The sequence below is a fragment of the Burkholderia aenigmatica genome (assembly GCF_902499175.1).
Taxonomy (GTDB): Bacteria; Pseudomonadota; Gammaproteobacteria; order Burkholderiales; family Burkholderiaceae; genus Burkholderia; species Burkholderia aenigmatica.
Genome location: NZ_CABVQC010000029.1, coordinates 1 through 21558, shown reverse-complemented (window position 1 = coordinate 21558; position 21558 = coordinate 1). Strand labels below are relative to the sequence as shown.

The window sequence follows — 21558 nt, the reverse complement described above, 5'->3', positions numbered from 1 at the left end:
TACCGCGCGCCGTGCCGATGGCATGAGTCGGGCGACAGTCTATCCGGTACGGGCGCGGCCGGCACGGGAAACGGACGTCAGGCGATGGTGTATCGTGCTCCGATGTGCCGCGTGGTGCGGCCGGACAACACGACATGGACCCTTCCGTCGCCCGCGCGCTCGCGCATATCCGGCAGGCCTGGCCGCCCGGCCGTCCGTCCGGCGCTTGGCCGGTGACGCTCAACTTCCATCCGGACACGCAGGTCGACGGCGTCGGCACCCTCGAGCGGATCGTCCGCGACGGCCTCTACCGATCCCAGTTCGAAACGGCGACGAGCAACGGCGGCCTGACTGCGCATCCCGGCGGCGCGCGCTGGTTGTGGGAAAGCCGGATGTTCGGGCAGGCCTACGATGCCGCCGATCCCGTCTGGCGGCCGAAATACGGCGCGCTGAATCATTGCCGCGATCCTGCCGGCGGATCGCGCCGTTTCGGTTCGTGTCACTTGCGCCTGCGCAGCCATGTGCTCGAACGGACGACGTTCTGCTATCCCGACAGCTACTACGAGCCGCGGCATTTCGCGATCCGCGACGGCACGCCGCTGGTCGCGCTGGCGACCGAGAATCGCGACGGTTTCGATCCGCAGCTCGACAACTACATCGAAGCGCACGTGCACGGCGTGGTCAGTCTGGCCGACGACGTCGAGGCGATCGTGCTCGATCCCAGCTATCGCGATACGCCGGTCGAGGCCATCGCTCGCCGCTCGGGCTGCCGGGTCGAGTGGCACGACGGCTTTCGGCTGTCGCTGGCACGGCTGGAGGCGTGCCGGCAGTTTCGCGGCGACGCGGCAGCCGACGCGATCGCACGCATCGGCGTCGATCGCGTCGTGACGCCCGCCACGCTCGACCGTGCCCGCGACGGGCTGCTCGACTACCAGACCGCCAAATGGGTGTGGCACTGCGTGGCGCGTTTCGGACAGGACGAGCCTGGCAGCGAAACGGCCGGGCGTTAGCGTTCACCGCGATCGAGTCGGTCGAGGGAAGCGACCGACCGGCGGGCCGCACCGTCCTCACTGACCCGAACAGCGCAACGCTGCCTCGGGGAGCGGCTTGTCCCGGGCCGGTTCGAAATCGGCTTCGCGCGCGCCGGAGGGCGTCAGCGACACGAAATGCATTGCGTCGCCGTGCGCCGGGAAACCGGCGATACCGGTCGTGCCCCACGGAATCGGCGAAGGCTGCGCGCCGCTCGCGGCGATGCCGGCCGGCGACAGTGCGAGCGTCAGGAGCCGCCCGTCGCGGATCGGCACGTACGCACGCGCTCCGGCGACACCGATACTGGATTCGCGCACCGTCGCCGGCAGGCAGCCGAGCGTCGCGGTACGCTGTCCGTCCGGATCGATCAGCATCGCGACGCCGCGACCGTTCGCGGTCGTCGTGGTGACGATGAAGCGGTCGATCGCCGGCACGTAGGCCGCGGAATAGACGTAATACTGGATGGCGTCGTTCAGTTCGCCCAGCATCTCCAGCTTCGCGGTCACCGGGTCGAACATCGCGTACTCGAGCTTCGCGTCGGTACTGTCGTCGATGAACTTCTGCCAGACCAGCAGCGCCTTGTGCGGCGAACCGGCGATCACGGGCCACCATTCGCGGCGGTGCGGCGCGACCTCGACATGATTCAGCACGCGCCCGGCGTCGTCGTAGGTTTTCACGTAGACGCCGTTGCCGGTGCCGAGATTGTCGACGCCGCCGCCGTCGATCCAGTCGGCCGAATAGAACACGACGAAGCGGTCGGCTGCCGTCGCGACATGCCCCGAGTGGCCGCCCGATTCGACGTCATTCGGGTAGGGCTTGATCGGCTTCAGGTCGCGGCGGTACACGCCGTAGCGCTGGCTGACCTCCTGCGGTGCGTTCCAGCCGTCCTCGAACGTGACGAAGATGTCGCCGCGCGCGTTCTGCGCGATCGACACGGGCTCCTGCGCCTCGGGGCGGCTGATGAACGTATGGACGTGCAGCAGGTGCGGCTTGCCGGGCAGCCATTCGCCGACGTACACGTCGTGCGGCCAGTTGCCGTTGCGCAGCGCGCCGCGCGGCACGATGCCCGAGCTGCTGAAGAACACCCAGCGCTTGCCGTTGCCGGCGTCGGCCACGCCGATGCCGTGCATGAAGCTGCGCGGATCGACGGCCGGGCGGGATGACGGGGCGTCCGGCACGGTGACCGTATGCACGGCCGGCGTGGCGGCGAAAGCCGGCGGCGGCACCGTGACGATGCAGCATGCGCCGCACAGCGCGGCCGCGACGCACTGCGCGACCGCCTGTGCCGGGCGCGCTCGCCGCTTCATTCGACGGTCACCGATTTCGCGAGGTTGCGTGGCTTGTCGACGTCGGCTCCGCGCGCGCAGCCGACGTGATACGCGAGCAGCTGCAGTGGGATCACGTTGACGATCGGCGACAGCAGGTCGCCCGATTCGCGCACGCGGATCAGGTGCGTGTCTCGATCGGCGTCGATCCCGAGCTGATCGCCGGCCAGCACGTAGAGCCGCCCGCCGCGCGCGCGCACTTCGGCCATGTTGGATTTCAGCTTCTGGAACAGGCGATCGTCCGGCGCGATCGTGACGACCGGCATCGCGCTCGTGACGAGCGCGAGCGGGCCGTGCTTCAGTTCGCCGGCCGCATAGCCTTCCGCGTGGATGTAGGACACCTCCTTGAGCTTCAACGCGCCTTCCATCGCGATCGGGAAATGAATCCCGCGCCCGAGGAACAGCGCATTCTCGGTGCCGGCGAACTTCGCGGCCCAGCCCATGATCTGCGTTTCGAGCGCGAGTGCATGGCCGATGCGCTCGGGCAGCGCACGCAACTGCTTCAGGTGCAGCGCGACCTGCGCCTCGTCGAGCCGGCCGCGCAGCTGCGCGAGCGTCAGCGTCAGCACGAACAGCGCGACGAGCTGCGTCGTGAACGCCTTGGTCGACGCGACGCCGAGCTCGATGCCGGCCCGCGTCAGGAACCGCAGCGGCGCGTTGCGTGCAATCGTGCTGGTCGCCACGTTGCAGATCGCCATCGACAGTTGCTGGCCCATTTCGCGCGCCCGCTCGATCGCCCCGATCGTGTCGGCTGTCTCGCCCGATTGCGAAATGCCGACCACCAGCGTGCGCGGATCGGCCACCGTATCGCGGTAGCGGAATTCGCTGGCGATCTCGACCTGCGCGGGCACGCCCGCGATGGCCTCCAGCCAGTATTTCGCGGTCAGGCCCGCGTAGTAGCTGGTGCCGCAGCCGAGCAGCAGCACGCTCCTGACGCGCGACAGCAGCGCGCGCGTGCCGTCGGTCGCGTCGAACAGCGCCGGCGAGATCGTGTCGATGCCGTCGAGCGTGCTGTCGATCGCTTTCGGCTGCTCGAAGATCTCCTTCTGCATGAAGTGCTGGTACGGGCCGAGCGCGGCATCGCCGTCGCGCGCCTTCACCTGGCACAGCGGGCGCTGGGCCTCGTGCCCGCCCAAGTCGACCACGGCGATGCGGTCCGGCGTGATCAGCGCGACGTCGCCGTCTTCCAGATAGACGAAGCGGTCGGTCAGGTCGCCGAGCGCCGCGCAGTCGGACGCGAGGTAGTTCTGTTCGGCGCCGATGCCGATCACGAGCGGCGAACCGGCGCGCGCGGCGACGAGACGCTGCGGCTCGCGCGCGCTCAGCACCGCGATCGCGTATGCGCCGTGCAGCCGCTTGACCGCGCGCACGACCGCGTCGAACAGGTCGTCGCGGTAGAGGCTGTGGATCAGGTGCGCGATCACCTCGGTGTCGGTCTGGCCGCGAAACGCGTAGCCGCGCTCTCGCAACTCCACGCGCAGCGCGTCGTGGTTCTCGATGATGCCGTTATGTACGACCGCGATCGTGTCGCCGGACATGATCGGATGCGCGTTCATTTCCGACGGCGCGCCGTGCGTCGCCCAGCGCGTATGCGCGATGCAGGTCTGCGCTTCGAGGCCCAGCGTCAGCACGCGGGCTTGCAGGTCGGTCACGCGCCGCAACGTGCGTTCGCTGCGCAGGCGGCCGTCGTCCTGCACGGCGATGCCGCACGAGTCGTAGCCGCGATACTCGAGCCGGCTCAGCGCATTGACCAGTTGCGGCACCTGATTGTTCAGGCCGCTTGCTCCGACGATTCCGCACATGATTCACCTCATCCACAAAAGGTTGCCGGCCTGCCGGCAACGCGCGGCAGCACGGTGTCAGGAACGGCGCCGCTGATCTACTCGCGGGGCGGCGGCCCTGCGTGGGCGACCCATTCGATGCCCGAGATCGAGCCGTTCGCGTCGTGCGACGCGACGAGAATGCGCGTCGTGCGCCGCGCGCCGCGCCGGCGGGCGCTGGCCAGCACGGTCGGCGGCACCGAGCGCACCTTCGCGCTGGCCGAGCGCCGCAGCATCTTCGACACGCGCAGCCGGTAGGCCAGCGGATGCACGACGCGTCCGGCGATCAGCCATGTGACGATGGTGCCCGCGATGAGCGCGATGCTGGTCGCGTAGAACACCATCTGTTCGATCGGCATCTCGGCCGGGTTGAACGGCAGCAGGTAGCGGTACGTGTAGATGCAGATCGATGCCCAGACGGCACCCACCAGCGCCGGCCGCAAGAGCCGGAACCAGACGACCAGCACGGAGCCGACGATGCGGCCGCGTTCTGCGATCATTTCGCGCGGTGCGCGCAGGGAGAGGTCAATAATCGGCGCGTTCTTCATGTTGAATGCCTCGGTCGGGGCTGACCCATACGGCCCGCTTGCCGCGGCCCCGCAGCACGATGGCAGGCAGGGCGACGACGGTGGTGATCATGCTGATCAACCAGAAGGCGACGGGATACCAGACGGTGTCCAGGAAATACATCAGGAGTTTTTCGTCGTAACGACGATCGATCATGCTGCCGATGATCAGTTGCAGGATGCAGGTGGCGACCAGCAGCATCCCGTGCCAGTGCGGCACGACCGATACATGCCAGCTCTGCGGCAGCGGGTACACGACATCGATCAGCGCGAGCAGCAGGATGAACGACATCGAGTACGCCCACGCGATGCCGATCAGGTACTCGGCGAACAGCGGCCACATCATCATCTGCGTCGGCCGCGCGAGCGTGCCCGCGTACTTCATCAGCACCTGGATGCCGCCCTTCGACCAGCGCAGCCGCTGCCGGTACAGGCCCTTCAGCGTTTCGGGCATCAGGATCCAGCTCAGCGCGTGCGGCTCGTACACGACACGCCAGTCGCGGCACTGCAGCTTCCAGCTGATGTCGATGTCCTCGGTCAGCATGTCCGAGCTCCAGTAGCCGACGTCGGCGAGCGCGGTCTTGCGGAACATCGTGATCACGCCGGATACCGTGAAGATGCGGCCGTACACCTGCTGCGTGCGCTTGATCAGCCCGACGATCGACGAGAATTCGCCGACCTGCATGCGGCCGAGCAACGACGTGCGCGTGCGGATGCGCGGATTGCCGGTCACGGCACCGACGCCCGGATCGGTCAGGAAATGCTCGAGCATCCAGCCGATCGCATCGTGCGCGAGCAGCGCGTCGCCGTCGATGCACAGCAGGTATTCCGCGTTCGACACGGCTGCCGCGGTCGTGAGCCCGACCGCCTTGCCTTCGTTGCGCGCGTGATGGATCACGAGCAGCCGCGGGATCTCGACGGCCAGCTCGTTGAGGATCTCGCCGGTGCGATCCTGGCTGCCGTCGTTGACCGCGATGATGTCGTAGTTCGGATACTGCATCCCGTTCAGGTGGCCGATCACGCTGCGCGCGTTCGCGGCTTCGTTGAAGCAGGGCACGACGATCGAGATCTTCGGGATCCCGCTCGACGCGATCGTCCGCGTGGACAGCTCGCGGCCTTCCTCGAGCAGGAAGTAGTGCACGACGCCGCCGATCATCCACAGGTACGACATGAAGAACGGGTAGTAGAAGACGAAATCCTGCAGGCGCTGGATGATGCTGTGAGTTGTCATGGCGTCTTCGTCCCCTGCGGTTTCTGCATCTGCATCAGTGCGTTGATCGACGTCGGGTCGAGGCGCGACTTCAGCGACATCACGTCGCGCATCGCATCGAGTTCCGGCAGGCCGTTCAGGAAGTTGTCCGGGTAGTAGCCGAAATTCACCGCGCCCTCGCTGCGCAGCCGCCGCATCTGCGTGAGCAGCGTGCTGGCGGGGACCTCCTTGCGCGCGTGCCAGTCGTACGACTGCAGTTCGAACACGGTGCGCCGCAGCCCGAGCTTCTTCGCACGGACGGCCTTCACGAGCTGGTCCAGCCAGCCGTCGGGATCCTTCGCCTGCTCCATGTACGGCATCGCCATCAGCGCGACGTAGTCGTAAGTGGCGAGAAAATCGTCGTAGTTCTGCGCGTACCACGCCTCCGATTCGGGCTTGAGTACCGGCAGCGCGAAGATGTTGCGCGCGGTCAGCACGTCGCCCACGTTCTGGTGGGCCAGCACGACCTGTTCGAGCTGGCGGGTCAGGTCGATCAGGTAGCGCGACTTCTGCCGGGTCCAGCGTTTCAGCAGGTCGGGGTTCTCGCGGATCTTGCCGACGTCGGCCGGCAGCCCCCACTGCGAATAGGTGCGCAGCGCATGCCGGCCCGCATCCTCGTAGTCGTCGAGCACGGCGTCGTCGCTGAACAGGATGCCGCTGAACGATGCGTGCTTGCTGAGATCCTCGTAGATCTGCTGGATCATCAGCCGCGCATCCGGATCGAACGGGCTCAGCCGGAACGTGCGCGTGCCGTTCTCGCGGGCCGGTGCGCCGCCGTAGGCACTCACGGCCTCGAGCCCGCGCAGCTTGTCGGCCGGTGGCCGGAACGCGAGCACCGGCATCCAGGCGTACACCTGCACGTTGGAGCGCGTGTTGAGCTGCCACGCGGCGCGCGAGAACAGGTCGGCGCGCATCGGCAGGTGCCGGTTAGGGAAATACACGGATTCGGCCACGCCCGTGCCTTTCGGGTCCGCAAACGCCTGCAGGTACACCGATTTCGGCTGCATCCGGTAGATACGTTCGATCAGTTTGCCGAGATTCGCTTCCTGCCGCGCGAGATCCGGATCGTAGACCTGGTCCAGGTCGACCTGCACGGTGCGCTCGGGCACGTCGACGTCGCCGCGGTTCGACGCCGGCTCGCGCATCGAGCGCTCGAACCCGCCGATGTCGACGTCGTACATCATCAGGATCCGCCGCAGCCGGTCCAGCGGCACGTCCGGCGTATTCGGGCCGGAATCGAGGCTGAACTGGATGTCCATGCCGAGCGACGTCGATATCTGGCGCACCGGCTGGTTTTCCGCGCCGTATGGCCACACCATCGAGCGTGCGACGATGCCGGTATGTTCGTGGATCTGTCGCACGCATGTCTGCAGGTCGTTGTGCACGCGCGCTTCGAATTCGGCGTCGGTTTCATAGCGCTTCTCGTCTTGCAGGTAGAGGTGCGACGTGGTCGCCGGCAATTCGTTGCCTTGCGGATTCGCGATCGCGCCGTGATGGAGGTTGTGCGTGTGGCAGCCGAGTTCGACGAACTGCGACTGGCCGAGACGCTTCACCTCGTCCCACGACATGAAGTAGTCGCGCGGCACCTGGACCTTGTCGCTGAGGCGGATCGGCGTATCCGGCGGGGTATCGATCCACGCGGTGACGATGCCCATCACGGCCGGATACTTGAATCGCTCGAGCAGCGGCAGCACCTTCGTGTAGTGGCTGCGAAAGCCGTCGTCGAACGTGATGAGCACCGCGCGCGGCGGCAGCGGCTTGCCGCCGTGCCGCGACTCCTCGATCTGCTTGACCGTGATGGTGTGGTAGTTGTTGGTCTGCAGCCACGAGAAGATCGCGGTCAGCGTGCCGGTATCGACCGCGAACGGATCGATCAACGCCGACGTCGACGGCGACGAAAACGACGCCATCAGGTTGTCGCGCACGTCATGCATGCAGATCACGCGAAACGTCTTGCCGTCGGCCGGGTCGGAAGGCGGCAGCAGGTCGATCATCTTGGCATGGGTCACGCCAGGAAACAGCGAGCAGGCGGCAAACGTGCCGAGGCATCCGCACATGAAGGTCCGTCTGGATTGCATTACCCGATCTCCTTGCTAGAACGGCAGGTTGACCGACATGAAGCCGGTTTCGGAGCGTTCGCGCTCGCCGTCGTACGCGTGGCTGCTGACCTCGACGCCATAGCTCAGCGTGATGTCGTGCTTGAACGTCCACGCGTGCTCGAGGCGCGCGCTCCACAGAGGGCTGGTGCCGAAGCCGCGCTCGTTGTACACGCCGCCGGACACCGAGACACGCTGCTGCAGCCCCATGTCGCCCTTCTTCCACAGGGTCAGCTGGTGCATGACGGTCGCCGCGGCCGCATAGTCGCGGCCCGGGTTGAAGTAGGGCGCGTTCTGGCGCGTGTTGCTGTCGGTGCCGAGATCCAGCGAGACGTTGACCTGCTGGTTGGCGGTCGTGTACACGCGCTGCGTGGCGGTCGCCGAAATTTCCTGGTGCAGGTTCGTGTCGCTGTAGCGGCTCACGCCGTAGCTCAGCTTGACCTCGCGCCGGTCGTTCTGGCGATACACCACCGAGACGTTCGCCGAGCGGCCCCAGATGTGCGCGGCATATGCTTTCCACGGCAGCGAGTTGTCGTTGGTGTCGAGCGAGCCGCTGACGGTCCAGTAGTCGTTCAGCGCGTACGCGATCGACCCGCGGCCACCGGTTCGGCCGTCCGAGCCGAGCGAACGCGTGACTTCGCCCTGGACCGTGAGCGGCCCGTGACGGTAGTCGCCGCCGATGCCCGTACGCGTGCGGCTGAGGTTGCCGGCGTCGGTCTGCGCATAGCCGAAGAACGTGTGCGAGAAGACGCGCCAGTTGTCGCCGAACGGTTGCGAATACACATAGCTGTCCGACGTGAAGCTGTTGTCGGCCAGTGCGCTGTTGCCGTGCTCGTAGCTCAGGTCGGTCGTGAACACGGGGCTGCGGTATGCGTTGTAGTCGCGCTTGAAGCTGCGCACGGCACCGCTGTCCGGGAACGTGTTGTCCAGGGTCTGGTCGACGTTCTTCGCGGTCGCGTAGTCGTCCGCCGCGAGCGATGCGCGGCCGAGGCCCGCGAGCATTTCGACGCTGTCCGGGTGGTCGGTCAGCGACGCGTGATACATCGCGATCGCCTGGCGGGGATGCGACTGGCCGGACACCGCGTCGGCGTGCGCGGCACGGATCTCTGCGTTGAACGGCACCTGCTTCTCGAGCGCCTCGAGCGCGGCGATCCCTTGATCGACGTGGCCCGTGAAGATCAGGTATTGCGCGCGCAGCCGGTAGTAACGCAGATAGTCGCTTTCCCCTGGGCCGACGGTTTGCACCTCCTTGGCCGGCGGCAGCGATGCGCCCATGTCATCGAGCGCCTGTTTCGCGTCCGCCGCGCGGCCCTGGTCGACGTACGACCAGAACAGCCCTTCGCGCAGTTCGATCGGGCGCGTGCGTGCACCGTACTGGAAGCCGCGGGTCGCGCGATCCGTCGGCGATGCGGTTGCCTGCTTCAGCGCGCGCTGGTACACGACGGTGGCTTTGCCCGGCTCGCTCAGGTACAGGTAGGCATCGCCGACGGCCGACAGCGCATCGATCGAAATCTCCGCGTTGGACGGAATGGTTTCGAACGTCGAGACGGCCTGCTTCATGTCGCCGCGCGCTGCGTAGGCGACCGTGCGGTCGCCCGCGAGCGCCGTCCTGACCGGCGTGTACTCCGGCGTGGCCGGCATCCGCTTGTCGAGGTCGTCGGCCGCGCGCAGCGCGTTGTCGATCCCGTCGAAGCGGTCGGAACTCGTCATCGAGCGCGACTTGTCGCGTCCGCCGCGCACCTGCTGGCGAATCGCCAGTTCTTCGAGTTGCGCGATGTCGACTGCGGAGAACGCATCGGGCCGTGCCTTCGCTTCGTCGAGTGCCTTGATCGCGCCGCCGCTCGCCGCGAGGCCGAACACGTCGTTGCGTACGGTCGCGACGTCGGCGGTGCTCAGATTAGGTGCCTGGGCATTCGGGGTCTCGACGTCGGGCCCTTGCGATCGTTGTGTCCCTTCGCCGGGTAGCTGCGCGCCGGGCGTCTGCGAGTTCGGCGCCGGGGACGACGGCGGTGGCGCACCCGGCATCTGGGGAGCGGGGGCAGGCGAGTTCGGCATCGGGGCGCCGGAGGCCTGCGCGGTTTGCGTCGGCGTATTCGACGGTACGGCGGGCGCAGGTTGTGCGACTGTCGGCGGGGCGTCCGGCGTGGGCGCGATCGGTGCTGGCGAAGGGGATGCCGGCGTGTCGGACGTCGTCGCGGCAGGAAGCGTCGGCGCATCGGGCGGTCGGGCGGTCGTGGCCTGCGCAAGCAGCATCGGCGTGCCCGGCGTCTGCGCGACCGGTGCCGGCGTATTCGGCGTCGTCGGCGTATCCGGCGATCGCGCGACCGGCACCGGGTCGCTCGATTTCGGCGCCTCCGGTTCGACCACGACCGTGGTCGGCTGCTGCGGGTTCGACGCCTGCGCGATCTGCATCGACGCATCGGAAGCCTGCGCGATCGGCGTCGGCGCATGAGGGGGCGGGGCGCCCCCAGCGTCGGCAATCTGGATCGACACGACCGTGGGCTGCATGGCGCGCGGTGACGCATCCGGCGCGCCGTGGGTCCCGGCGATTGCGTTGACGCCGCCTGCTTCCGTATCGCCGTCGGCGGAGAAGCAGGGGCCGGACGCGACGAGCAGCAACACCAGCGGCGCATGCAGGAGGATCCGCCGGTTGGACGGAGCGTCGGTGGTGCATTGTTGTTTGCGATTGTTGTCCACGAGGTGTCCTCCTTTCGAAACGATCACATCGGTTGCACGCCTGACGACGCGCGTCGCGTGGCCGGGCTGCGAGTGCCCGGCGATGCGGGTCCGGCTTACAGCCGGTTGCGGATCGCTTGCCCAAGCAACGCGCGCGATTCGCTGTTCTTCGGGTCGATCGCGAGCACCCGGCTCGCGTTTTGTTCCACACAGTTCCATTCGTCGATCACCGCGCACGAGCGCGCCTTCGCCAGCGCACGTGCACTTTCCAGATCCGAGCGCGTGACGCTTGCCGTCTGCATGCGGGCCGAATCGGGTCCGTACGACTGCGGTTTCGGCGCGAGGTCCATGCGCTTTCTCGTGCCGGCCAGCGTTTCGGTTCGCGGTGCGCGATGCGCGGCGCCGGGCCGTATGGCGGCGCGGCTGTGGGCCGGCGCGGCATGCGTGTTGGCCGCCAGCGTCACGGGCGGCGCATGCGACGATTGCCGGTGTTTCGCGACGACGTGGGTCCGTGCCCGTGGCGCCACCTCCGGCTCGACCGCGAGCGTGACGGGGCGCACCGTCGATACCGAGAGCGCTTCCGGCGCGGACGGCTGCGGTGTGACGGGGGGCGTGGCCGGTGCGAGCGCCGGCGTCGGCATGGGGGCGGGGTCGGAGGCGGTCGACGTTCCGGGCGCGCGTGACGCGCTGGTTGCGCGCGCCGTGGCGGCTACGATTGCGTTGCGGGTTTTCCCGACGGCGGTTCTGATCACACCGGAGATGTCGTGCGTCACGCTTGCATGGCTGACCGTCGTGTCCCGTTCGACATAGGCGAAGATGCCGAAGATCGCGGCGAATGCGACGAAGCTGAGCGCCGCGTTTTTTCCAGGCCCCCAGGAGGGTTTCGGCGGGTGGGCGGGCGAACCGTCCGGTCGTTCTCCACGAGTCATGCAAAGCTCCTCGATTCGATACGTTGCGGTGAAAGTCGCGATTCGGGCGGGGTCAGGTGGCGTTCACCATCGCAACTGCGTGGTCAGCGCACCCGTTTCGACGATCGCGAACTGGGTCGCGCCCTGATAGGTGCCTTCGACCCGGTAGCTCGCATCGGGCACGCTGAACAGGCAGCGCGACCCCGATGCATTGAATTCGACGAGTACGCGACCATGTCGTCGCAGGCGCACCTGGACGTTGGCGAGCGGCTGCCCCGTCTTGGCGGAAGCAAACGACACGCCCAGGTTGTACGGCCGGCCGTCGGGGGGCAGCGGTGCCGTACCGTCGATCCGTGCGTCGCCGCAGATATACGAAATGACGTAGCGGCCCGCACCCGGGTCGGATGCCGGGGCAGGGGCGGGGGCGGGTGGCCGGGACGCGAGCGTCTGGGCCATCGCATTCATGCAGAGCGCGGAGATGAAGACGCTCAGGTAAGGGCGAGCATGCTGTCGAAACGAGGAAGACATTGCAACCTCCCGTCCGGAATCAATGGCGAGCATTTATTCCGAGTCAGATTTGCCAGCGTTCTTTTTGCGACACGCTATTGATACACGATGGTTTTTGAACCAACAACCGCGTGTGGCCGGAATGGCACGTCGGTGAAATATCCTATTTAAATAGGATAACGACGGACTCGTATGACTCTCTTAACGCAGAAGAAAGTCGTTATTGCCGAATATGAATATTGCTATTCGGTAGCGATGATCCAGCACGTATTGAATCATGTCGGAGGTATCGACATTCGTGCCGAAAAATAACGACTGAGAAAAGGAATTTTTGCGGCTGTGTTTCAGGCGAATTGATATCGTCCCGGATACAGGTCACACGATGTGAAATAAGGGGACGGTGTTTTTGGTATTTTAGATTGTTACAGGTAAATCGAAACTTTTAATTTGTTCTGTAACAGGGTATTTCCGTCCTGATAATCAGACGGAAAATGCCGGGACACTGTCGCGGGCGTAAAGAATTCATCTCGGTAGTGCAAACGTTTGCGATTCGTCTGATAACGATTCCGGGTCTGGCGCGGTAATTTTTCAGGCGATAGCGGGATCGCGGTTTGCTACCGGAGAGCGGGGCGGATTCGCTGAGAGACGACGCGACGTCGATGCATGCGCATGTCGGATCACAGCAAATCGTACCCGCATTCGCGTCGCCGACGGGCGCGACGCGAACGCGAAGATTAGCGGCTGCCGCCCACGCTGCGCCGCGCGATGCGCATTGCCGGCGCGGCCGCTGATTCGGTCGCGCCGACCGCACCTTCGACCGCCGCGCGCGGCCGGTTCATGATGTAGGTCCACAGTTGCTCGGCCGCGAGCCCGCGCTTGCGCGCCGACCGGTACAGGCGGATTTCGAGCTCGGTGATCCAGTCGCCGGCCCCCGCGCACACGAGCGTGCCTTCCGCGAGCTCCTTCGCGACGCAGCTTTCCGGCAGCCAGCCGATCCCGTGCCCGGCCACGACCATGCCCTTCAACGCCTCGGACATGTGCGTCTCGAAGCATCGGTGCAGCACGTACGGCTCGGTCGCATTCAGCAGCAGCATCTCGACGATGTTGCCGAGAAACGCGCCCGACGAATACGCGAGCAGCGGCAGCGGTGCATCGGCGGTGCCCGGCAACTGGAACACGGGTTTGCCGCGCGCGTCGGGCGTCGACACGGGCAGGATCCGTTCAACGCCGAGGCTGACGAACGGGAAGTGGTTCGGGTCGAGCACGATCGGCAACTGCGGATGGTGATAGCCGAGCAGCAGGTCGCATTCACCTTCGACGAGTTGCTGCACGCCTTCCGGCACGTTCACCGCGTTGACGCGCGCGGTCACGTGGCCGACCTCGCCGTTGAGCTGCTTGAGCCATTCCGGAAACAGCGTGAAGACGAGCGTATGAGCGACTGCGAAACGCACGACCTGATCGCTGGCCGCGAACTGGTCGTAGCCGTTCACGAGATTGCGCGCCGCATACATGCTGCGCAGGATGTCCGCGGCGAGCCCGCGGAACATCTGGCCGGCCGGCGTCAGCGTGATCGGGTTGATGCTCCGGTCGACCAGCTTCGCGTCCATCCAGGTTTCGAGTGCGGCAATTCGTCTGCTGAATGCCGATTGCGTGAGGTGCCGGTTACGCGCGGCCCGGGAAAAGCTCTTGGTATCCGCAAGGCTCAGGAAATCTTCCAGCCACTTTGCTTCCATTTCGATCTTCGCTTTTTATAGTCGGGCGCCTGAAGGGCGGCGCCGCTTCGCTGCACGAACGTTCTAGCGTACCGCGCCTCGCGTGCGGCGACCCGATGTTTTTTTTCGATGGGTGTCAGTCGAAATATGCATGGGCGTTGTCGGCGGGATTACGGCTGCATAGCGTTGAGGTGCCGGACCCGGCTAACCGGACAGTTCATCGCGTCGAACTGCCGGCGCGGCCGCAGACGGTACTTCCCCCCAGGGCCGGTTGCGCCGTGCGCGTACCGGCCCGCCTTCCCATCCTTTCGTTGCGGCGCGTTCCCGCGCCCGGGCGGGCCGTTTTTTGTGCAGTGCAGATTGCACATTCGTGACACGAGGGGGAACTATGTTTGAAAGTCGCAGCGCAGCATGGGGCACGCGCGCCTGCGACGCACCGTCGTCGCCCGTCGCGTCGGGCGCTGCACCGCCGTGGTGCGTCATGCCGCGCTGGCGTGCCTGGCGCGGCGCAAAAAGGGGGGATTATCGAGGGGATCGCGCAAGGCACGTTCCTTGCGACGCAGTCGTTACGCCGGTCCGGCATGCGCAATGCCGGGGAAAACGATCGATGGAGAAAAGATCGATGAAGCCATTCGATGAAATGCTGCAATCCGGCGACATGGTAAGGGCGCCCTACGCGCGCCTGAAGCAGTGGCTCGACACGCAGAATCCCGCGAGCCTCGCCCAGAAAGCCCACGACGCGGAAGGCGTGTTCCGCAAGACGGGCATCACGTTCGCCGTCTACGGCGACGCGGAGGCCGCCGAGCGGCTGATTCCGTTCGATATCGTCCCGCGCATCATCTCGGGCGCCGAATGGAGCCGGCTGTCGCTCGGCATCGAGCAGCGCGTGATGGCGCTCAATGCGTTCCTCGACGACATCTACCATCGCCAGGAAATCGTGCGCGCGGGCATCGTGCCGAAGCACCTGATTGCGCATAACGAAGCGTTCATTCCGGAGATGATCGACTTCCGGCCGCCCGGAAACGTTTACACGCACATCATCGGCGTGGACATCGTGCGCACCGGCGAGAACGAGTTCTACGTGCTGGAAGACAACGCGCGCACGCCGTCCGGCGTGTCGTACATGCTGGAAAACCGCGAGACGATGATGCAGCTCTTCCCGGAGCTGTTCCAGCAGGTGAAGGTGCGCCCGGTCGAAACCTATCCGCAGATGCTGCGCCAGTCGCTCGCGGCCGTGTGCCCGCCGGGCGGCAACGCCGACAACCCGACCGTCGCCGTGCTCACGCCCGGCATCCACAATTCCGCGTACTACGAACATTCGTTCCTCGCCGACCAGATGGGCGTGCATCTCGTCGAGGGCAGCGACCTGCAGGTGATCGACGGCCGTGTCGCGATGCGCACGACCGAGGGTTTCCGCCCGATCGACGTGCTGTACCGCCGCGTCGACGACGCGTTCCTCGATCCGCTCACGTTCCGTCCCGATTCGGTGCTCGGCGTCGCGGGGATCATGGACGTCTACCGCGCGGGCAACATCACGATCGCGAACGCGCCGGGCACCGGCATCGCCGACGACAAGGCGATCTACTCGTACATGCCGGAGATCGTCGAGTTCTACACGGGGCGCAAGGCGCTGCTGGAGAACGTGCCGACCTGGCGCTGCGGCGAGGCCGACAGCCTGAAGTACGTGCTCGACCATCTCGACGAACTGGTCGTGAAGGAAGTGCACGGTTCGGGCGGCTACGGGATGCTGGTCGGGCCGTGCGCGTCGAAGGCCGAGCTCGAGGCCTTTGCCGCGAAGCTGCGCGCGCGCCCCGCGAACTACATCGCGCAGCCGACGCTCGCGCTGTCCACGACGCCGATCCTGACCGAAGCCGGCCTTGCGCCGCGCCACGTCGACCTGCGGCCGTTCGTGCTGGTGTCGGACCGGATCCGCATCACGCCGGGCGGGCTCACGCGCGTCGCGCTGAAGGAGGGATCGCTCGTCGTCAACTCGAGCCAGGGCGGCGGCACCAAGGACACCTGGGTGCTGGCCGACTGAGCCGGACGCGACCGCGCGCGCCGGAACCGGCGCGCCAACCGAACGAAGACGGAGTGGACACGAGATGCTTCTGGGACGTACTGCAAGCGGTCTCTACTGGATGTACCGCTATATCGAGCGCGCGGAGAACATCGCGCGCATCGTCGATGCCGGGCTGCGGATGGCGCTCACGCGCACGTCCGACGCGCCGGCCGAATGGTCGTCGGTGCTCGTCAGCTCGGGCACGGATGACGGCTACCGGCAGAAATACGATGCGTATGCGGCCGATACCGTGACCGACTACCTGCTGCGCGACCGCGACAACCCGTCGAGCGTGCTGTCGTGCATCGAGGCCGCGCGCTCGAATGCGCGGATGGTGCGCACGGCGCTCACGCGCGAGGCGTGGGAGAGCGTGAACGGCGCGTGGCTCGCGCTGCGCCGCGGGCTCGCGCAGCCGGTGCCGGAGAGCGAACTGCCGGCCGTGCTCGACCAGGTGAAGCGCGAAACCGCGCTGATCCTCGGCAGCTTCTACAGCACGATGCTGCGCAACGAGATCTTCGATTTCGCGCAGATCGGCGCGTTCGTCGAGCGCGCGGACAACACGGCGAGGATCATCGACGTCAAATACCACCTGCTGCTGCCGTCGGTGTCGCACGTCGGCACGATCCTCGACAACTACCAGTGGGAGACGATCCTGCGCTGCGTCGCCGCGCACCGTTCGTACCGCTGGGTGTACGACGTGCAGTACAAGCCGATGAACATCGCCGACTACCTGATCCTGAACGGCCGCATGCCGCGCTCGCTGCGTTATTGCTACGGGCGTGTCGTGTCGAGCCTGAACCTGCTCGCGAAGGATTACGGCGTGACACATCCGTGTCACGACACGGCCGCGAAGATCCTGCAGATGCTGTCCGACACCTCGGTCGAGCGGATTTTCAAGAGCGGCCTGCACGAGTTCCTGACCGACTTCATCGGCCGCAACAACAGCCTCGGGCTCGAAATCGCCCAGGCTTACAACTTCGACTGAGACTTGCCATGCGACTCGCCATCCGACACATCTCGCGTTATCAGTTCGACGATCAAGCCACCCATGCGCTGCAACGGCTGCGGCTGCGTCCGCAGTCGGGCCCCGGGCAGACGGTGCGCGCGTGGCAGGTCACGATCGATGGCGTCGAGCCGACGCTGTCCTATGCCGACGGGCTCGGCAACCGGATCGACCTCGTGCGGCACGACCGCGGCGCGAAGGCCGAAATCGTCGTCATCGCGGCCGGCGTCGTCGAGACACAGGACCGCGCGGGCATACTCGGTAATCCTGAAGGCTATGCGCCGCCGTGGATCTTCGAGCGCGAAACGGCGCTCACGAAGGCGGGCGACACCGTTCGTGCACTCGCGCAAGCGCTGCCGATCGAGCCGCACAGCCTCGATGCACTGCACTGGCTGATGACGGAAGTGCACGACCGCATCGCGTATGCGCCGAACCTGGCCGCCGAAGCGCCCGTCGATGCGGAAACCGCGCTGCAAAGCGGCGAGGGCACGAGCCGCGATCATGCGCATGCGTTCATCGCAGCCGCGCGCGTGCTGAAGATTCCCGCGCGCTATATCTCGGGCTACGTGCTGGCAGACAGCGCGATGCAGCGCATCGCCGACGCGAAGCAGAACACGGGCGACAACGAGGAGGAGGAAGAAGCGCTCGCGCTGCAGAGCGGCGAGGGCATGCAGCAGGTGCTCGGCGCGTCGCATGCCGCGCAATCGCAGTCGCAAGGGATGCCGCAGCCGGCGCACGGTGCGCAGCCGCAAGCGGCCGGGCTGATGCAGCAGCCGGCCGGCCATGCGTGGGCCGAGGCCTATGTCGAAGGGCTCGGCTGGGTCGGGTTCGATCCGTTCATGAATCGCTGCCCGGACGAGCGCTACGTGCGCATCGCGGTCGGCCTCGACTATCGCGACGCGCAGCCGGTGACGGGGCTCGGCGCGACGGCCGTCGGCGTCGAGATCAGCGTCGTGCAGACGCCGGAACTCGTCTGACCCGACGCACGCTTTCGCCGAATCCGCCAGGCCGGGCCACCGCGTCGCATCGAGCGCGACGCGGCGCGCGGCGGGCCCAACCCGAACCGAGCTCCCATGTCCATCCACGTCGCGCTGCATCACACCACCCGCTATCGCTACGACCGGCTCGTCAACCTCGGCCCGCAGGTCGTGCGGCTGCGGCCCGCGCCGCACTGCCGGACGCCGATCCTCGCGTATTCGATGACGGTCGAGCCCGCGCAGCACTTCATCAACTGGCAGCAGGATCCGTTCTCGAACTATCTTGGGCGGCTCGTGTTTCCGGAGCGCACCGAGCACTTCGAGATCACGATCGATCTCGTCGCCGAGATGTCGGTGTACAACCCGTTCGACTTCTTCCTCGAAGCGAGCGCGGAGCAATACCCGTTCAGCTATGACGACGCGTTGAAGACCGAGCTCGCGCCGTATCTCGTGTGCGACCCGCAGACGAGCGCGTCGCAACTGTTCCGCACGTATCTCGACGGCGTCGACCGCACGCCGGCCGGCACCGTGAATTTCCTCGTTGCGCTGAACCAGCAACTGCAGCGCGACATCGGCTATCTCGTGCGGATGGAGCCGGGCGTGCAGACGCCCGAGGAGACGCTCGAGCTGGCTTCCGGCTCGTGCCGCGACAGCGCATGGCTGCTCGTGCAGCTGTGCCGCCACCTGGGCATCGCCGCGCGTTTCGTGTCGGGCTACCTGATCCAGCTCACGCCCGACGTGAAGTCGCTCGACGGCCCGAGCGGCACGTCGGTCGACTTCACCGACCTGCACGCGTGGTGCGAGGTCTATCTGCCGGGCGCCGGCTGGATCGGCTTCGACCCGACCTCGGGCCTGCTCGCCGGCGAGGGCCACATTCCGCTGGCCTGCACACCGCAGCCGACCAGCGCGGCGCCGGTCGAGGGGCTGATCGACGAGTGCGAGGTGTCGTTCGAGCACGAGATGAGCGTGACGCGCGTGTACGAATCGCCGCGCGTGACGAAGCCGTATACGGACTCGCAATGGGATGCGGTGCTGGCGCTCGGTACGCAGGTCGACGGCGCGCTGGCGGCCGGTGACGTGCGGCTCACGCAGGGCGGCGAGCCGACCTTCGTGTCGATCGACGATCGCGACGGCGCCGAGTGGAACACCGACGCGCTCGGCCCGACCAAGCGCGGCTACGCAACCGAGCTCGTGCAGCGGCTGCGCGCCGAATACGGCGACGGCGGCTTCCTGCATTTCGGGCAGGGCAAGTGGTATCCGGGCGAGCAACTGCCGCGCTGGGCGCTGTCGATCTTCTGGCGCGCGGACGGACAGCCCGTGTGGCACGATCCGTCGCTGTTCGCCGACGAGCGCGAGCCGTCCGCTTATACGACCGACGACGCGAAGCGCTTCATCGACGCGCTGGCCGCGAGGCTGAACCTGACCGGCGAATTCATCCGGCCCGGCTACGAGGACGTCTGGTACTACCTGTGGCGCGAGCGCCGGCTGCCGGTCAACGTCGACCCGTTCGACTCGCGTCTCGACGACGAGCTCGAACGCGCGCGGTTGCGCAAGGTGTTCGAGCAGCAGCTCGACAGCGTGGTCGGCTATGTGCTGCCGGTCAAGCGTGCAGACGATGCACCGGGCCTCGACGGCCCGCGCTGGCAGACGGGCCCGTGGTTCTTCCGAGACGAGCGGATGTACCTCATGCCCGGCGATTCGCCGATGGGCTATCGGCTGCCGCTCGATTCGCTGCCGTGGGCGAGCCGCGCCGACTATCCGTACCTCGTCGAGCGCGATCCGTTCGCGCCGCGCGACGTGCTGCCGGACGCCGCCGCGATCCGCGCGCGCTACGCGGGCCTGGCCGATGCGCCGCGCTACCTGTCCGGCGTGCATCGCGAGGCGGCCGCACAGGCCGTGATGCAGTGGCGCGACGACGGCACGGCCGGAAAAGGGCGGCCGGCCGCGCGCGACCCGAGTCGCCTCCCCGTGCGTTTCGAATCGGCTGCGTGGATCACGCGCACCGCGCTGTGTGTCGAAGTACGCAACGGCATCCTGTACCTGTTCATGCCGCCGCTTGCCGCGCTCGAGGATTATCTCGACCTGCTCGGCGCGATCGAGCTGACCGCGCACGCGCTCGGCGTGAAGCTCGTGCTCGAAGGCTATCCGCCGCCGCGCGATGCGCGGCTGAAGCTGCTGCAGGTGACGCCCGATCCCGGCGTGATCGAGGTGAACATCCATCCGGCCGCGAATTTCGACGAGCTGGTCGATCACACCGAATTCCTGTACGACGCCGCGTGGCAGTCGCGGCTGTGCAGCGAGAAGTTCATGGTCGACGGTCGTCACGTCGGCACGGGCGGCGGCAATCACTTCGTGCTCGGCGGCGCGACGCCGGCCGACAGCCCGTTCCTGCGCCGCCCGGATCTCCTGGCGAGCCTGATCGCGTACTGGCACAACCATCCGTCGCTGTCGTACCTGTTCTCGGGGCTCTTCATCGGGCCGACGAGCCAGGCGCCGCGCGTCGACGAGGCGCGCAACGACCAGCTCTACGAGCTCGACATCGCGTTCGCGGAGATCCAGCGCAACAAGCTGCTGTTCGGGCAGGACATGCCGCCGTGGCTCGTCGACCGCGTGCTGCGCAACCTGCTGATCGACGTGACCGGCAACACGCACCGCAGCGAGTTCTGTATCGACAAGCTGTATTCGCCCGATTCGTCGACCGGCCGGCTCGGCCTGCTCGAACTGCGCGCGTTCGAGATGCCGCCGCATGCCCGGATGAGCATCGTGCAGCAACTGCTGCTGCGCACGCTGGTCGCGCGTTTCTGGGCCACGCCGTACACGACGCCGCTCACGCGCTGGGGCACCGCGCTGCATGACCGCTTCATGTTGCCCGCGTTTCTTCAGATGGATTTCGACGACGTGCTGGCCGAACTGCGCGACGCCGGCTTCGCGTTCGATCCGGCATGGTTCGCGCCACACTTCGAATTCCGCTTCCCGCTGTTCGGCCAGATCGCGGTGAACGGCATGCAGCTGTCGCTGCGCGGCGCGCTGGAACCGTGGCACGTGATGGGCGAGGAGGGCGCGCCCGGCGGCACGGTGCGCTACGTCGATTCGTCGGTCGAACGGCTCGAAGTGCGCGTGACGGGGTTGAACGACAACCGGCACGTCGTGACGGTCAACGGCCGCGCACTGCCGCTGCAGCCGACCGGCACCGTCGGCGAATACGTCGCGGGCGTGCGCTACAAGGCGTGGTCGCCGCCGTCCGCGCTGCATCCGACCCTCGGCGTGCACGCGCCGCTCACGTTCGACATCGTCGATACGTGGCTGCAGCGCTCGCTCGGCGGCTGCCGCTATCACGTCGCGCATCCGGGCGGGCGCAACTACGCGACGTTCCCGGTCAATGCGTACGAGGCCGAAAGCCGCCGGCTCGCGCGCTTCGTCGAGATGGGGCATACGCCGGGGCGGATGGATGTCGCGGCTGCCGCGCCGAGCCGCGAATTCCCGTTCACGCTCGACCTGCGGCGGCCGTGACCGGACGATGACAGGACGGGCGACGATGCGCGGTTCGCGACACCCGGGTGCGGCGGTCGCTGGCGGCCCCGCCGGAATGCTAGGATGCGGGCAGATTGCGGCCGCGCGCCGCGGCCCGCCGCCCGGGTGGCGGCGCGCGTGC

At 66.9% G+C, this 21558-nt stretch carries 14 protein-coding genes; 5 read left to right on the top strand and 9 right to left on the bottom strand.

Annotation, left to right across the window (positions count from 1 at the left end; all coding sequences use genetic code 11):
- The first annotated feature begins 134 nt into the window (after positions 1–134).
- The gene (locus tag BDO18943_RS21190) at positions 135–989 is read left to right on the top strand and encodes a DUF3626 domain-containing protein (protein WP_175023900.1); all 855 of its coding nucleotides are present in this window, start codon (positions 135–137) and stop codon (positions 987–989) included.
- A 57-nt stretch (positions 990–1046) separates the two neighbouring features.
- Here BDO18943_RS21190 and BDO18943_RS21185 read toward each other — a convergent pair whose 3' ends face one another.
- The 9 genes from BDO18943_RS21185 to BDO18943_RS21145 all read right to left on the bottom strand — a co-directional run bounded on the left by BDO18943_RS21185 (position 1047) and on the right by BDO18943_RS21145 (position 13888).
- Complete coding sequence (locus BDO18943_RS21185; RefSeq protein ID WP_175023899.1) at positions 1047–2315, bottom strand: hypothetical protein; 1269 nt, start codon at positions 2313–2315, stop codon at positions 1047–1049.
- Entirely contained in the window at positions 2312–4135 is a 1824-nt protein-coding gene (gene glmS, locus BDO18943_RS21180) for a glutamine--fructose-6-phosphate transaminase (isomerizing) (RefSeq protein WP_175023898.1), read from the bottom strand. The genes BDO18943_RS21185 and glmS overlap by 4 nt, the downstream gene beginning before the upstream one ends.
- A 77-nt stretch (positions 4136–4212) precedes the next feature.
- Positions 4213–4701, bottom strand: a complete 489-nt coding sequence (locus tag BDO18943_RS21175; protein WP_175023897.1) for a Biofilm PGA synthesis auxiliary protein PgaD — start codon at positions 4699–4701, stop codon at positions 4213–4215.
- The gene (pgaC, locus tag BDO18943_RS21170; RefSeq protein ID WP_043183271.1) at positions 4679–5950 is read right to left on the bottom strand and encodes a poly-beta-1,6-N-acetyl-D-glucosamine synthase; all 1272 of its coding nucleotides are present in this window, start codon (positions 5948–5950) and stop codon (positions 4679–4681) included. The genes BDO18943_RS21175 and pgaC overlap by 23 nt, the downstream gene beginning before the upstream one ends.
- Positions 5947–8046: a poly-beta-1,6-N-acetyl-D-glucosamine N-deacetylase PgaB gene (pgaB, locus tag BDO18943_RS21165; RefSeq protein WP_175023896.1), complete on the bottom strand. Its 2100-nt coding sequence runs from the start codon at positions 8044–8046 to the stop codon at positions 5947–5949. The genes pgaC and pgaB overlap by 4 nt, the downstream gene beginning before the upstream one ends.
- 15 nt (positions 8047–8061) lie before the next feature.
- Entirely contained in the window at positions 8062–10761 is a 2700-nt protein-coding gene (gene pgaA, locus BDO18943_RS21160; protein WP_175023895.1) for a poly-beta-1,6 N-acetyl-D-glucosamine export porin PgaA, read from the bottom strand.
- Positions 10762–10856: 95 nt separating this feature from the next.
- A complete protein-coding gene (locus BDO18943_RS21155; protein ID WP_175023894.1) occupies positions 10857–11669 on the bottom strand; it encodes a hypothetical protein in 813 nt (270 codons plus the stop codon).
- 63 nt (positions 11670–11732) lie between these two features.
- A complete protein-coding gene (locus tag BDO18943_RS21150; protein WP_175023893.1) occupies positions 11733–12176 on the bottom strand; it encodes a hypothetical protein in 444 nt (147 codons plus the stop codon).
- Between the two features lie 713 nt (positions 12177–12889).
- Positions 12890–13888, bottom strand: coding sequence for a LysR substrate-binding domain-containing protein (locus BDO18943_RS21145; protein ID WP_175023892.1), 999 nt, complete (start codon positions 13886–13888; stop codon positions 12890–12892).
- A 601-nt stretch (positions 13889–14489) separates the two neighbouring features.
- On the opposite strand from BDO18943_RS21145, the gene BDO18943_RS21140 reads away from it, so the two are divergent.
- From BDO18943_RS21140 to BDO18943_RS21125, 4 genes are all read left to right on the top strand, one after another.
- Positions 14490–15905, top strand: coding sequence for a circularly permuted type 2 ATP-grasp protein (locus BDO18943_RS21140; RefSeq protein WP_043183281.1), 1416 nt, complete (start codon positions 14490–14492; stop codon positions 15903–15905).
- A gap of 64 nt (positions 15906–15969) precedes the next feature.
- Positions 15970–16911 (top strand): alpha-E domain-containing protein, encoded by a 942-nt coding sequence (locus BDO18943_RS21135; RefSeq protein ID WP_011355533.1) that lies wholly within the window; start codon positions 15970–15972, stop codon positions 16909–16911.
- An 8-nt stretch (positions 16912–16919) separates the two neighbouring features.
- Positions 16920–17906 carry a transglutaminase family protein gene (locus BDO18943_RS21130; protein WP_175023891.1) on the top strand — a complete coding sequence of 329 codons (987 nt, stop codon included), beginning with the start codon at positions 16920–16922 and terminating at the stop codon, positions 17904–17906.
- A gap of 96 nt (positions 17907–18002) precedes the next feature.
- Positions 18003–21416, top strand: a complete 3414-nt coding sequence (locus BDO18943_RS21125) for a transglutaminase family protein (protein ID WP_175023890.1) — start codon at positions 18003–18005, stop codon at positions 21414–21416.
- Positions 21417–21558: the final 142 nt, after the last annotated feature.

Bases quoted from the DNA above. Each gene is read 5' to 3' on its own strand.
- BDO18943_RS21125 (WP_175023890.1), top strand. From the start codon at position 18,003: ATGTCCATCCACGTCGCGCTGCATCACACCACCCGCTATCGCTACGAC.
- BDO18943_RS21185 (WP_175023899.1), bottom strand. From the start codon at position 2,315: ATGAAGCGGCGAGCGCGCCCGGCACAGGCGGTCGCGCAGTGCGTCGCG.
- BDO18943_RS21190 (WP_175023900.1), top strand. From the start codon at position 135: ATGGACCCTTCCGTCGCCCGCGCGCTCGCGCATATCCGGCAGGCCTGG.
- BDO18943_RS21145 (WP_175023892.1), bottom strand. From the start codon at position 13,888: ATGGAAGCAAAGTGGCTGGAAGATTTCCTGAGCCTTGCGGATACCAAG.
- pgaB (WP_175023896.1), bottom strand. From the start codon at position 8,046: ATGCAATCCAGACGGACCTTCATGTGCGGATGCCTCGGCACGTTTGCC.
- BDO18943_RS21135 (WP_011355533.1), top strand. From the start codon at position 15,970: ATGCTTCTGGGACGTACTGCAAGCGGTCTCTACTGGATGTACCGCTAT.
- pgaC (WP_043183271.1), bottom strand. From the start codon at position 5,950: ATGACAACTCACAGCATCATCCAGCGCCTGCAGGATTTCGTCTTCTAC.
- BDO18943_RS21130 (WP_175023891.1), top strand. From the start codon at position 16,920: ATGCGACTCGCCATCCGACACATCTCGCGTTATCAGTTCGACGATCAA.
- BDO18943_RS21140 (WP_043183281.1), top strand. From the start codon at position 14,490: ATGAAGCCATTCGATGAAATGCTGCAATCCGGCGACATGGTAAGGGCG.
- BDO18943_RS21150 (WP_175023893.1), bottom strand. From the start codon at position 12,176: ATGTCTTCCTCGTTTCGACAGCATGCTCGCCCTTACCTGAGCGTCTTC.
- BDO18943_RS21155 (WP_175023894.1), bottom strand. From the start codon at position 11,669: ATGACTCGTGGAGAACGACCGGACGGTTCGCCCGCCCACCCGCCGAAA.
- BDO18943_RS21175 (WP_175023897.1), bottom strand. From the start codon at position 4,701: ATGAAGAACGCGCCGATTATTGACCTCTCCCTGCGCGCACCGCGCGAA.
- glmS (WP_175023898.1), bottom strand. From the start codon at position 4,135: ATGTGCGGAATCGTCGGAGCAAGCGGCCTGAACAATCAGGTGCCGCAA.